This window comes from Paenibacillus sp. sgz302190, assembly GCF_059820445.1.
On sequence record NZ_JBZYAO010000072.1, the window covers coordinates 1 to 12,910 of the forward strand.

The window sequence follows — 12,910 nt, forward strand, 5'->3', positions numbered from 1 at the left end:
ACCGAAACATGGCAGTTGGTTGAATATCGCGGAAATTGAACTTAGCGCGATGTCCAGCCAATGTTTGGGACGACGCATCCCTTCGATCACCGAATTGGCTCACGAACTATCGGCATGGGGACATGCCCGAAACCAAAACCAAAAGGGCGTGGACTGGCAGTTCACTACCGACGAAGCAAGGATTAAGCTAAAACGACTTTATCCACAATTTAAGAATTGATAGGGTACTAGTAACGCGAAGAAAACCAGCAAAAGCGTAGTTTTGTAGAGCAGCTCGCACGCTGGAGCCCAGGGCGCAGCTGCTTGGGAGCGTGAAGAAAACCAGCAAAAGTGCAGTTTTTTGCCGCATGAAATGCTTGCGGCGAGATATTCCTGCACAATCCAGGCTGTTGAGAACCCCCCTTTTTTCCTGGATGCTCATAAAAAGCACCAGAAGTATGAGCTAAATACCCCTCTCAGATCGTTTTAAATCAATTTTTTCTCTTCGAGATGAGTGCCCCCCCATATAAAAATTGATCTGAGAGGAAACCCGTTAGACTTTCTCAACAGCCTGACAATCGCAGGCTTTTCGCCAAAATGAGCCACTTTCGCGTAAAAAGCCTGCACAATCGCAGGCTTTTTCGAAAAACGGGGTGCTTCCTTTGCCTATATCACACAAGCAGGAGCGTATCCAGGATTCATAAAATCATATACTTGTACGGGACCAACAGCCGTCAAATAATGTCCAACAAAAACAGCTACACCAAATGGACAGTTTAGGTATAAATCAATTTTTTCAATACCCTGTTGTTTTAATCCATCCACAGCGGCTTTAACTTCAACTGCATATGAGACTGCCTGCTCCGCACCGCTTATACTCCGCTGACCCGCCCCAGATAGAGGAGTCAAATTGATTAGAAGCTCATATTGAACATCCGTTTGTATCAAATGAGCAATAACTGTCTTTTCAATATCGTTACTGACACTGAGCACCACAATAGCACGTTGGCTGCTGGAATTGTTTCCCATCTTTCGTTTTGTATTCACTTCATACGAAGGATCACGTCTCAATGAGGACCATATTTGCCCCCCTTGCGCTATTTCGATCACCGCACCTCTTGCCTGAGAAAATCTACTGCCGATGAGAATTCCTCCAGGCAAGCAAAGACTAGCATACACCCGTACGCATCCTTTCGTAGCAGCTCGATTCTGAGACCAATAATCAGCGGCTTCTCCTAACGCCTTTCCCATAATACTCCATTCGGATGTTGAAGGCAGTTTCCTTGGAGATGCATATACATCGAAATATTCAGTCCAATTCAACTCAATCTGTGGCTGGACTTCATATTGTTGTTTGTCATATCCATGTATATGAAAAATCATTGCTTTAGAACTTGTAGTTCGATATTCTAGATGCTTCTGCAAGAAATCACGGATTGTCTTATAAACTGTGCTGCTGCTATCAACCTTGCATATGCTCGAATGTCCCTCATCGACAGCAACTACTTCTGCGCCTAAATATAACGGAGTAGAGGATGCATTCGCTACTACCCGATCACGCTCCCCGCGCAACGCAATCTGTGAGATTTTGTGCCTTAAATTTTCTGGGAGAGCCTCCGTCCCGCCTCTATAAGCATATTTGTTCCAGTTCCCTTCAAGCAGGGCAAGTTGTGGATTTTTCCGACGCAATGATTTTATTTGCCTATTAGCCAACCATTTTGGAAATAACTCAGCCAATCCAGACCCATGAAAAGGAACCGATAAGTAAACAGCGCCTTTTACAGTTTTTAGATTGATATCATCAAATGTCTCGTATCGGTTCACAATATACTGCTGTACCACTAACCCGCCCATACTGTGTGCTACAAATACAATATCCTTCCCAGGCAAATCGACCTGAATATCCGAGTGCAATAGTTCTGCCACTGTCTTGAAATCATATTGCCAAGGCTTCAAGCCGGTACGATAGCCATAACTGTAAAATTCCGCTTCTCTTAATGCTGGATCTTGTTCCAGTAATTCAATTAGTGTTTGAGATTGGGAATCTTTTCGCCAAGTATCGTAAGGGCTGCCCCCTATGCCATGTACAAAGATAACCGCGAATCGGCTATCTGTACGTCCGGTCCCTACTTTTATGAGTTGTGCTTTCTCTGTACCCATTGCTTCTCCTCAAATTATTCATCTTCTGGCAGCTGTTGATTAATACCATACTGCTCTAAAGCAGCAGCTACTTCAGGGTTTTCTTCGGCCAGTTTAATCCCGTATTCCTCTAACAACTTTTTGAGACCTTCGCTATCATGCTTATCATTCTTCTTTTCCGAATAAGTGGCGAGGGCATGTAAAAATAAGGAGACGTTCTTTTTGATAAGTTTCTCTATCGACTTGAGAGTTTCTTCCTCTGATAATTCCATTTCGGAACTTATGTAGTCATCAAGAGCTTCGTGTAAATTCCCCATATCTTCGTGTAGATACCCACGATTTCGATAGAGTATATATTTATTACCCCTTCTAATTTCTATTGCTTTTGTATAGTCAAGTAAAGCGTTGTTGAAATTAACCGTCTTCATCTTTTTGTCAGATAGTCTCCCAATTCCATGTAAGGCAATGGCACGTTGATTATAATCGTTAAAATAAATCTCAGAATCGTCTGCCATTTTCAATATTATCCCAATTTGTTCCACAATATCTCTGAAAGCTTGCAGTTTACTGTCTGCAGAAATTCCATCACTCTGGCCGTGTCTAAGAAAAGAAGTTGCAAGAGCGCGATTATATTCCAAAATAAAACGACCACACGTCTTCAAGCCTTTGTCATAATAATATGCTGCTTTGAGAAAATGATTTTTCTTGAAAAATGTTTCTGCTATTTTAAAATAATGGTGATGGTCTATAGTGGTTTCGCTTTCAACTTTTTGTAGGCGGCTATCGTAGTCTTGAAGGGTTTCTTCACTAAGTTCATCATTACCTTTAATATCGCTTATCATTGCTCTCACCAACTGACGTACAACAGCTTCGTTTACCTGCTCTGGAATCAGATTGACCATGCCGTCCTCTGAAATGATGGCGATGACGCACCCTTTTTTATCTGATTTCAACTTTTCAAGATAACGGTGTGCCGAATGAAACCTAGCTCCTCGACTTGCGTCTCCCAGATGCGCTTGCGCCAGTCCATCCAAAATCACACCAATAGCGTGACAAGCGCCCGTTGTGTCAAAATAAATCGCACCGTCAATGGAGGTGAGATGTTTAATGAATGCCGGGCTAATTTCAGTAGGAAGGATCGGGGTAGACTGTTTTCGCAGCTTTTGCAATTCACTTTCCGCAGTTATGTCATCCGTAATTACAACCATAGTTCCGCTTTGTTGCTCAGTTGCCTTCTGAATGATAAGCCGGAGCTTTTCAATCTCCTTTTCAGTGATAGGGCGAATAGCTTCCTTAAATTGAGCTTTCATAGTGCGTTCAAAAAGCTCAGGCGTAAAGCCCCCGGAACCAATTCCCGGATGTTTAAAAGAAATACTGATTAATTTGCGAGATACAATTTCTAAGTTCATGGTCATTTTGAATATTTTTGCTTCTTCTTCTGCCACAACACGAGCGTCCGTATCTTCCTTCTTCTCCGTTGTGACAAGAAGAAGATCATATCTGGATATTCCCTTAAACTCCACTTTGAACAATAGATTATTCCCAAGCTGGCCCCAATCTATTTCACCCACACCATAGATGGCTGTATCATCGGCAATCAAGTACAAATCTCTCTCATTGTTCGTAAGCTCAAGTAATTTTCTAATTCGCCGGGCATCTTCTAAATGAATAGGTTGATGATTTTGAAACCTGATTGAATATTTAACAAGCTTGCTATCTTCCAGCATGCTAGTATTGAGGAGCAGCATACATCCAAACGGATTCTCGCCTTCATACGTCCTTGTAGAAATTCCATCAATTTTTTCAAGCAAGTTGTTAATATAATACTGATTTCTTTCCGTTTCTGTTAATTCACTATCTGTACTGGAAACATTGTCTAGATTAACTCTATTTATGATAAAGTCTTGTATTTTGCCGAAAAATAAGCGGGCCATCCGCTGGAGGAACTGACTACTGTTCTCTTTGTACTTGATTTCAATTTCAATATCCTCGGTATCCTTATTAATAAATAACAATTCCTGATCGCTCAAAACTTTATAATAGTCCTTGAAATAATAATCCAGGATCATTCTAAGGAAAGATAACTGTGGTCTTTCAAGATAAATATATCGTGTTACCGAATCTGTATACTCGATTGACAGGATGTATTTAATAGTAGAATGTTTATCATCTATTTCAAGCTCAAAACTGTTGGAGTAGTAAATATTCCATTCATTTGTTTCTTGTATAAGTTGGTACTCCTCATTGATTTCTATTGCGGCTCGATCCTCACTGACATTGGACTCAGATAAATGACCTATCGGACGCAAACTGGATTTAAAACTTGTCGTGTCAAGTTGAATAAGGAATTGCTTTAAATCTGTATCTGGATCCTCATGGACTAAACCCAGTTTTTTTAAAACCTCCGCTGGGCCGTTTAGTTCTTCTTGAATGATTTCGATTTCTTGACCATCACTTAAAACACTTTTAACTCGAACTGTTTTATTACAATCCCGATTCTCGTCTAAAACGATAGCATATAGCTTTAAATCTAGCCTATCATCAAGTTTCTGCAAGATCCGTTCCAAATTTTCGTATACTTTCTTATTTATGTATTCAAATACCTCCAAGGAAAACAAGGCCCCTTTCTAAGAGCATCATATCAAATCCCGAAAGAACCATCTCTTTTATTCAAATTGGATTGTAATATTTACCAAACAATAATACCATAATATGCCGCTTTATTCCTGTTTTTTTATATGAAAGTAGGTGAAAGGTAACAACCATCATAATCTTGTTCTACCGGCTAGTGGGATGAATAATTTAAGTAGAATTTAAAATAAGAAGAGCTTCACCACTATTTACAGTAGCAAAGCTCTTCTTATTGTGGATTTACCATATGGAGACGAGCGGCCCCGAACCCCTACCCGAAAAATCACCACACCTAACGGTACCGTCAAGCCTTCCTCGCCCCGGCAATGGAGGGGGCTTCCGAAGGGCCGTAGCGCTTGCCCAGCAAGTAGCCGAACAGCGAGGCAAGCAACTGCTGGAATAGCATGCCCAGCACGACCGGGATCGCAACGGGAGCGGGAAAATAAGTGACGGCCAGCACCGCGCCGGCGCTGATGTTTCTCATGCCGCTGTTAAAAGTCAGCGCAACGACGGTGTCGCGCTTCCAGCGCATCCAACTGGCGATCAGCCAGCCGAGCACATACCCGAGGGTCGCCAGTGCGAGAACGAATAACGCCATGCCGACCAATTTTACGTTGAAATTCCGCAGGTAAGGCGCGACTACAGCTCCGTTAATGGCGACGACGATGCCCATGCCGATTTTGGAAAAGGGACCTAATTTCGGTCCGAGTTGTTCTTTTATTTTTCCCCGCGTCCATTGATTCAGCAGCATGCCTACTACGGAGGGCAGCACAATCATGAAGAACAGCCCGCGCATCATCGCCCCGATATCCGTTTCCACTTTGGCCCCGATCAGGGCGGAAAGCGTATAAGGCACAACGAACGGCGAAAGGATGGTGTCGACGAGAATGATCGACAAGGTTAGAACGGTATTGCCGCGGTAGATGGCGACCCAGACGAAGCTGGTGATGCCGGTAGGTATCGCAGCCGCCAGCAGCAGGCCGGTAATCGTCAGCGTATCCTCGGAGTAGACGACATGACCGAGTCCGAAAACGGCCAAGGGCATAATGACGTGAAGCACGAGCAGCGTTGTCACCAGAGGAAGCGGGTGAACAACGACTTTTACAAATTCCTTGAAGCTGGAGCTGATGCTGCCGGAAAACGTCATAAACGCAAAAATCCACGGTGATAAATATGCATACCCTGACAAATGACCGCCCAAAAGCACGCCGATCAGCAAGCTCGCAGGGGTAATCAGGGGTAAAATTTTCTCCAGTTGTCTATTCAACTGCACTAGCATGAAGCAGGACTTCCTTTCTCAATAGGTCGATTCGTTACAAAAGCTGGGAGTCTGAGCCGGCATGCTTTTCCGCATTCTCCTCCACATATTCAACCCCCCAATCCCCCAGCATCTGAATGACCGGAATCAGTTTTTGGCCGATGGGAGTGAGCGAATATTCGACTTTCGGAGGAACCTGACGGTAAATCTCACGATGGAGCAGCCCGTCGCTTTCGAGATCTCTAAGCGTGTTGGTGAGCATGGACTGGGTAACGTCTGGTATCGCTTTATGAATCTCGCTGAACCGTTTCGGACCATCGTGCAGCAGCCACAGAATAATTACCTTCCATTTTCCGCCGATCAGGCTTTGCGCAGTAAACATCGGGCATTTCAGAAAATTTTCGCCGTACTTCGCCAATTCATATTCCTCCAATACTACGGTTTTTGATAGTATCTATTAAAAATAACAGTACTTGTGATTATATTAAGTATCAATTATTCTACTATTGTAGCAAATATTTAACGAGTATACATTCGTTTTTTAGCACGGGGGAGATCCCGGACAAAGGAGTGAGTGGCGCAAAATAAATAATGCCTATTTTTTTGCATTAACATGTAACTGATTTGATTACATAACGAATCGAGGCGGATCCAAAATAATGAAAAAGCATATTGCTTCCAGCCTGTTAGCCGGATTATTTCTTGTATCTTCTTCCATGCCAGCTTTTGCGGCTAATGCCGCCGGGGATATCAGCATCGTGATCGACGGGCAAAAGGATACATTTGCGGATGCTCCGCTTTTGCAAAACGATCAAGTTTTGCTGCCGTTGCGGGCTGTCGCGACGAAACTGGGAGTCCGGGACGATAACGAGCATATTGTCTGGAATGCGGATGATCGAAGCGTCACGCTAAGCAAAGACAAGACGAAAATTCATATCCGCGTGGGCAGTAAGGAAGCGGCTGTAGATGACAAAACGGTCCAACTGCCGGCGGCGCCGATTTTGTCCGAAAGCGGCAAAACGTACGTTCCTGCCGATTTCGTCAAACAAATCCTGGGCAAACAGGTGAAATGGGACGCTTCGGCCCGATCCGTCATCATCGCAACGAGCAATAAGGACAAAGCGGCCGCGGTGCTGAAAAGCTTCGAAACCGGAGATCCGGCGGCCATGGAGAAATGGATCAGCCCGGACAAATACATTCAGCATAACCTCGCTTTTCCGAGCGGCAGAGAGACTGTGATCGAGGCCATCAAGCAAATGAAAGGCGCCGGTGTGACGTATGATATCAAAAGGGTGATCGAAGACGGCGATTATGTGGCCGTTCATTCCGAGGTTAACCTTTTCGGTTCGCGGAAAGCGGTGTTCGACATCTTCAGATTCGAAAACGGCAGGATCGTCGAGCACTGGGACAACCTGCAAGATATTGGCGCACCTAATCCAAGCGGCCATACGTTGGTTGACGGAAACGCCGAGGTCGCCGATCTCGACAAGACCGAGGCGAACAAAGCTTTGATCAGCCGGTTTTACGAGGATGTGTTCATGGGCAAAAATCCGGCGGCATTCCCGACCTACTACAACGGCGACAATTACATCCAGCATAACCCGATGTTTGGGGACGGGGTGTCGACAGTGATGAAGGCGTTCCAGGAAATGGCCAAGCAGGGGGGCGCTTCCGGTTCTTTTAAAGTGCGGAAGCTTATCGGAGAGGGCAATTTTGTTTTGGTTGTAAGCGAAGCAAGCTTTAGCGGATCGGATACTGCGGTCTATGACCTTTTCCGGTTGGATAACGGTAAAATCGCCGAGCATTGGGACATCATCGAGGCGATTCCGCCGAAGGATCAGTGGAAAAATACGAACGGAAAGTTTTAACGAACGGCTGACTATTTTCTAAATTTGAAGCGAAAGGAACGATGAGTTCATGTCTATTGTAATTACGGGTGCTACAGGTCAATTGGGAGGTCTTGTTGTTCGTCATCTTTTGGATAAAAAAGTGCCGGCGAATCAGATCGTTGCGGTCGTCCGCAATGTGGAGAAAGCTTCTGCGCTTGCCGAACTCGGCGTTGAATTGCGTCAAGGAGACTATAACGACCGGGCTTCGCTCGAACAAGCTTTTGCCGGCGCCTCCAAGCTGCTCTTCATTCCGAGCCCCGACGCTCACGATGAAACGCTGCGCATGGCTCAGCACACGAATGTAGTCGAAGCGGCTAAAACAGCCAAGGTAGGACATATTTTGTACTACGGCTTTGCCTTTGGCGAGCAAGCCAAATTGGCTCTTGCTCCGACGCATGTGTCAACGGAAAAACTCATTCTCGCGGCAAATATCCCGTACACGTTCCTGCGCAATTCACTCTATACGGACGTGTTCATTACCCCTCAATCGGTAGGCGCGGCGGTACAGTTCGGAGCATTGGTCACGAATGCGGGCGACGGAAGAGTCAATACGGCGACTCGGAACGATCTTGCCTTGGCCGGTGCCGTGGTTCTTTCGCAGGAAGGTCATGAGAACAAGTCCTATAACCTGACTGCAAGTGAAACGTGGAGCTTTGGCGAGCTTGCGCAGGTGATTTCAGAGGTATCCGGCAAACAGGTTGTCTATCAATCGGTTTCATACGACGAGCAAAAGGCGATTCTGCTGCAAGGCGGGCTTCCAGAGCCTGTAGCCGCCTTGTTCGCGGGGATTTTCCAGGCGGTTGCCGAAGGCGAGACATCCAAAACTTCGGATGACCTGAAGAACCTGATCGGCACGTTGACTCCTCTTAAAGCAATTGTCGAGGAAATTTTGCAGGGCTAAAAGCAAGTATCGCAATGGGCCGAGATTTTCCATAAAATCGACCGGATCCGAATGATCTATTTTCAATCCGCGTTCTTCGTGTTATGATGGATAGCGACTGAACAACTGAATCATTGAAAGCAAATCCCTAGGGGCGCCGTAAGGCTGAGACAGAGCGATCTGAACCCTTTGAACCTGAACTGGGTCATACCAGCGGAGGAAAGCGGACTTTCGAATAGATGCGGCATTTGATGTTTTTTTGGAGTGCGGCGCCAGCGATAACCACTTTTCTTCGGAAAAGTGGTTTTTTTGTTTGTATCGGAAAGGAGCCTATCAGCGGATGCCGGGTAACGAGCTTCATGTCATATCGACGGGAAAACAGGATTGGGCCGAGCTGGCTTCCATCGCGTCGCGGATTTGGCCGTACGTGACGGCCATTCACATCAGGGAGAAAGACAAGACGGCTGAAGAAATTTTGCAGGGAATTCGCCAAATCATGGCGGCTGGGGTGCCTTGCTCGCGGATGTACATGAACGGACATCCTTCCTTGTCGGCGGAAGCCCTGCTTGGCGGCATTCATCTGCCGGGCGATTCGCCGCCGCTTCCGTCGGTTCGGGCGGCGAGCCCCGCGAGCGTCGGCCGGGCCGGTTTTTCGGTGCACAGCGTCGAAGAAGCGCTGCGAAGAGAGCGGGAAGGGGCGGACTACGTCATGTACGGGCACATTTTCGCGACGAATTCCAAGCCGGGAGCCGCCCCGAGAGGGCTGGAACAGCTGCATGAAGTCGCGGCGCGCACGGCGGTCCCGGTCATCGCGATCGGCGGCATAACGCCGCAGCGGGTGGAGCCGGCGCTGGCCGCAGGAGCGGCCGGGGTGGCCGTGATGAGCGGTATTTTGGAAGCGGCCGATCCGCTGCGGGCTGTGCAGGCATACGCAAGCAAACTGAAGCGCGAGGAGGAGAGATAAGTGAACATCACTGACAAGTCTGATGTGATTATTGTCGGCGGCGGCGTGATCGGCTGTTCGATTGCCTACGAGCTGGCGAAGCGGGGGCAGCGGGTGACGCTGCTGGAGAGAGGCAGGCTGGGGGCGGAAGCTTCCTCCGCCGCAGCGGGGATGCTCGGAGCGCAGTCCGAGATGGAAGACACCGGCCCGCTGTTTCAATGGTCCCGGCAGAGCCGCGGCATGTTCCCGCAGCTGGCGGAAGAACTGAAATCGATAACGGGCATCGATATCGGCCTGATCCGCGAGGGGCTGCTGCACGTCGCGCTGACGGAGGAGCAGCGCAGCGGGCTGCGGGCGCGGGCGCAGCTGCAAAAGGCCGCCGGCGAACGGGCCGAGTGGCTCAGCGCCGCCGATGCCGTCCGGCTGGAGCCGGAACTGAGCCCGGACACGCTCGGGGCGCTATATTTGCCGGACGACGGGCAGGTGGACGCGCCGCATCTCGCGCAAGCGTTGGCGCAAGCGGCTGCGGCGCTCGGCACGAGGCTGCGGGAGTACGTCCAGACGCTCGGGCTGCTCGTCCACAAGGGCCGGGCGGCCGGCGTCATGACGAGCGACGGGCCGCTGCACGCCGATCTGGTCGTCGTCGCTGCGGGAACTTGGAGCGGACAGCTGCTCTCCGGCGTTGGCGTCCGGCTGCCAATGCATCCGGTAAAAGGCGAATGCTTTTCCGTCCTGACGCACAAGCCGCAGCTGGTCAAAACGCTGTTCTCGCACGGCTGCTACATCGTGCCCAAAGCGGGCGGCCGCTTGGTCGTCGGGGCGACCGTACTCCCAGGCAGCTACGACCGCAAAGTATCGCTCCACGGACTGAGCCTGCTGCTGGAGCGGGCGCAGCGCTTGATGCCCGGCATTGGCGAAGCCGAATGGGAGAAGGCGTGGGCGGGGCTGCGGCCGCAGACGGCGGATGGCCTGCCTTATATCGGCAAGGTGCCGGAATATGAGGGGCTTTTTATCGCAGCGGGACATTACCGGAACGGCATTTTGTTAAGTCCGTTAACCGGCAGGATCATGGCGGGTATCGTTTTGGACGAGGAATCCGGGGACGTGGCCGGATGCCGCGAGTGGCGGGACGCCTTCGATCCGCGGGCCGCGCATCGGGAAAATAGAAAGGAGCTGAGCGCTATTGAAGCTGCACATTAACGGCCAGGCCGTGGAGGTGCCGGATACGGTAACGACGGTGAGCGGGCTGCTGGAGCATTTTGAATTAACCGGTAAAATGCTCGTCGTGGAGCTGAATCATGCGATCCTTCAAAAGCAGGATCACGACGGAGCCGAAATCGCCGAAGGCAGCAAAATCGAAATCGTTCATTTTGTCGGAGGGGGATAATGACAATGTTAAAAATAGGATCTTATGAATTCACATCGCGATTGCTGCTCGGAACGGGGAAATTTCCCGATTTTCATATTCAAAAACAGGCCGTTGACGTTAGCGGATCGCAGATTTTAACGTTTGCGGTGAGAAGGATGAACATTTTTGAGGCGAGTCAGCCGAACTTTTTGTCGATGCTCGATGTAGAGCAGTTCACGCTGCTGCCGAATACGGCCGGCGCCAAAACCGCGGAGGAAGCGGTTCGCATCGCCAGGCTGGCGAAAGCTTCCGGCCTTTGCGACATGATCAAGGTCGAAGTGATCGGAGACGAGCGGACGCTGCTGCCTGATCCGGTCGAAACGCTGAAAGCGTCGGAAATGCTGCTGGAAGAAGGCTTTATCGTGCTGCCGTACACTTCGGACGACGTGCTGCTGGCCAAACGGCTGCAGGAGTTAGGCGTGCATGCGATTATGCCGGGAGCCTCGCCGATCGGCACAGGGCTGGGCATCGTCAATCCGCTCAACCTGAGCTTCATTATTGAACAAGCGAAAGTGCCGGTCATCGTCGATGCGGGAATCGGCGCGCCTTCGGATGCGGCATTGGCGATGGAGATGGGAGCTGACGGAGTGCTGCTGAATACGGCGGTATCCGGCGCCAAAGACCCGGTAAAGATGGCGCTGGCGATGAAGCTTGCGATAGAAGCGGGACGCGCCGGTTTTGAAGCGGGGCGCATTCCCAAAAAACGTTACGCTTCGGCGAGCAGTCCGATCGAAGGGTTCAGCCGGGTGTGAAATAAAAAGGAGGGAATTAACTATGTCCACCATTTATAAGGCGCTTACCATTGCAGGTTCCGACAGCGGAGGCGGGGCGGGCATCCAGGCCGACCTCAAGACGTTTCAGGAGCTGGGCGTATTCGGGATGTCGGCGATTACGGCCATAACCGCGCAAAACACGCTCGGTGTGCAGGGCGTATACCCGCTGCCCGTAGAAGCCGTGGAACGGCAGCTGTCGTCAATCGGCGATGATTTGCCGCCGGATGCGGTCAAGACGGGCATGCTGTTCAGCAGCGACATTATTCGTGCGGCCGCAGCCGCGATACGGCGGTACGGCTGGAGCCGGGTCGTCGTGGACCCGGTCATGATCGCCAAGGGAGGAGCTTCGCTGCTGCAGCAGGAAGCGATCGACACCATGATCGACAGCCTGCTGCCGCTGGCGGCGGTCGTAACGCCCAACATCCCCGAAGCGGAGGCGCTGAGCGGGGTGAGCATCACCGATACGGCTTCGCGCAGAGAAGCCGCAAAGCGCATTCATCAGTACGGCTGCAGGAACGTGATGATCAAAGGCGGCCACGACGCGGAGGATGCGGATTACGCGACGGATCTGCTGTATGACGGCGAGACGTTCACCGAGTTCACGGCGCCGCGCATCGCAACCCGGCACACGCACGGGACGGGCTGTACGTTCGCTTCCGCCGTTGCGGCCGGGTTGGCGCAGGGCTTTGAAGTGCCGGAAGCGGTCCGGCTGGCGAAGCAGTTCATTCAGGCGGCGATCGCCGAGCCGCTTCATATCGGAGGCGGGCACGGCCCGACGAACCATTGGGCTTACGGACGCCGGAAACGGGGTGGCGTATGAAATTAAGCGAAGACCGGCTGCGCGATGCGCTGCGGCTTTATTTGGTTATGGGCAGCGCGAACTGTGCGGGGGCTGACCCGCTTGAAGTGCTGGAAGCCGCCATTGACGGCGGCGTGACGATGTTCCAATACCGCGAGAAAGGCCCCGGCGCCCTGGAGGGCGCGGCCATGCTCGCGCTGGGCGCACAGCT

12 protein-coding genes, 1 pseudogene and 1 riboswitch are annotated in these 12,910 nt (G+C 50.2%); of the genes and pseudogenes, 9 read left to right on the forward strand and 4 right to left on the reverse strand.

All coding sequences use genetic code 11. From position 1 onward, the window contains the following. Positions 1–220, forward strand: a pseudogene (locus AC6RNO_RS36000) (hypothetical protein); the annotation flags it as partial. Between the two features lie 425 nt (positions 221–645). Here AC6RNO_RS36000 and AC6RNO_RS36005 read toward each other — a convergent pair. The 4 genes from AC6RNO_RS36005 to AC6RNO_RS36020 form a co-directional block, all read right to left on the reverse strand. Next, positions 646–2,139 (reverse strand): alpha/beta fold hydrolase, encoded by a 1,494-nt coding sequence (locus AC6RNO_RS36005; protein WP_497108377.1) that lies wholly within the window; start codon positions 2,137–2,139, stop codon positions 646–648. Between the two features lie 14 nt (positions 2,140–2,153). Then, entirely contained in the window at positions 2,154–4,727 is a 2,574-nt protein-coding gene (locus AC6RNO_RS36010) for a diadenylate cyclase (RefSeq protein ID WP_497108378.1), read from the reverse strand. Between the two features lie 326 nt (positions 4,728–5,053). Then, positions 5,054–6,028, reverse strand: a complete 975-nt coding sequence (locus tag AC6RNO_RS36015) for a bile acid:sodium symporter (protein ID WP_497108379.1) — start codon at positions 6,026–6,028, stop codon at positions 5,054–5,056. 34 nt (positions 6,029–6,062) lie between these two features. Then, positions 6,063–6,389 (reverse strand): winged helix-turn-helix transcriptional regulator, encoded by a 327-nt coding sequence (locus tag AC6RNO_RS36020; protein ID WP_497108386.1) that lies wholly within the window; start codon positions 6,387–6,389, stop codon positions 6,063–6,065. A gap of 277 nt (positions 6,390–6,666) precedes the next feature. Here AC6RNO_RS36020 and AC6RNO_RS36025 point away from each other — a divergent pair, with 277 nt between their 5' ends. The 8 genes from AC6RNO_RS36025 to AC6RNO_RS36060 all read left to right on the forward strand — a co-directional run. Further along, complete coding sequence (locus AC6RNO_RS36025) at positions 6,667–7,875, forward strand: stalk domain-containing protein (RefSeq protein ID WP_497108380.1); 1,209 nt, start codon at positions 6,667–6,669, stop codon at positions 7,873–7,875. A 49-nt stretch (positions 7,876–7,924) separates the two neighbouring features. Beyond that, a complete protein-coding gene (locus AC6RNO_RS36030) occupies positions 7,925–8,797 on the forward strand; it encodes an NmrA family NAD(P)-binding protein (RefSeq protein ID WP_497108381.1) in 873 nt (290 codons plus the stop codon). Positions 8,798–8,916: 119 nt separating this feature from the next. Then, positions 8,917–9,015: riboswitch (TPP riboswitch) on the forward strand. Between the two features lie 101 nt (positions 9,016–9,116). After that, positions 9,117–9,740 (forward strand): thiamine phosphate synthase, encoded by a 624-nt coding sequence (locus tag AC6RNO_RS36035; RefSeq protein ID WP_497108382.1) that lies wholly within the window; start codon positions 9,117–9,119, stop codon positions 9,738–9,740. Further along, positions 9,741–10,919, forward strand: a complete 1,179-nt coding sequence (gene thiO / locus AC6RNO_RS36040; RefSeq protein ID WP_497108383.1) for a glycine oxidase ThiO — start codon at positions 9,741–9,743, stop codon at positions 10,917–10,919. Beyond that, positions 10,903–11,106: a sulfur carrier protein ThiS gene (thiS, locus tag AC6RNO_RS36045; RefSeq protein WP_474686229.1), complete on the forward strand. Its 204-nt coding sequence runs from the start codon at positions 10,903–10,905 to the stop codon at positions 11,104–11,106. Before thiO ends, thiS begins: the two co-directional genes overlap by 17 nt. Before the next feature lie 5 nt (positions 11,107–11,111). Continuing rightward, on the forward strand, positions 11,112–11,879 hold the full coding sequence (locus AC6RNO_RS36050; RefSeq protein ID WP_474686231.1) for a thiazole synthase: 768 nt from the start codon (positions 11,112–11,114) through the stop codon (positions 11,877–11,879). A 22-nt stretch (positions 11,880–11,901) separates the two neighbouring features. Continuing rightward, a complete protein-coding gene (gene thiD, locus AC6RNO_RS36055; RefSeq protein ID WP_497108384.1) occupies positions 11,902–12,720 on the forward strand; it encodes a bifunctional hydroxymethylpyrimidine kinase/phosphomethylpyrimidine kinase in 819 nt (272 codons plus the stop codon). Then, on the forward strand, positions 12,717–12,910 hold a 194-nt coding region (locus AC6RNO_RS36060), incomplete at its 3' end, for a thiamine phosphate synthase (RefSeq protein WP_497108385.1). The genes thiD and AC6RNO_RS36060, both read left to right, overlap by 4 nt.

Coding starts and splice junctions, on each gene's coding strand:
- AC6RNO_RS36005 (WP_497108377.1), bottom strand. CDS start 2,139: ATGGGTACAGAGAAAGCACAACTCATAAAAGTAGGGACCGGACGTACA.
- AC6RNO_RS36025 (WP_497108380.1), top strand. CDS start 6,667: ATGAAAAAGCATATTGCTTCCAGCCTGTTAGCCGGATTATTTCTTGTA.
- AC6RNO_RS36020 (WP_497108386.1), bottom strand. CDS start 6,389: ATGTTTACTGCGCAAAGCCTGATCGGCGGAAAATGGAAGGTAATTATT.
- AC6RNO_RS36035 (WP_497108382.1), top strand. CDS start 9,117: ATGCCGGGTAACGAGCTTCATGTCATATCGACGGGAAAACAGGATTGG.
- AC6RNO_RS36030 (WP_497108381.1), top strand. CDS start 7,925: ATGTCTATTGTAATTACGGGTGCTACAGGTCAATTGGGAGGTCTTGTT.
- thiD (WP_497108384.1), top strand. CDS start 11,902: ATGTCCACCATTTATAAGGCGCTTACCATTGCAGGTTCCGACAGCGGA.
- AC6RNO_RS36015 (WP_497108379.1), bottom strand. CDS start 6,028: ATGCTAGTGCAGTTGAATAGACAACTGGAGAAAATTTTACCCCTGATT.
- AC6RNO_RS36050 (WP_474686231.1), top strand. CDS start 11,112: ATGTTAAAAATAGGATCTTATGAATTCACATCGCGATTGCTGCTCGGA.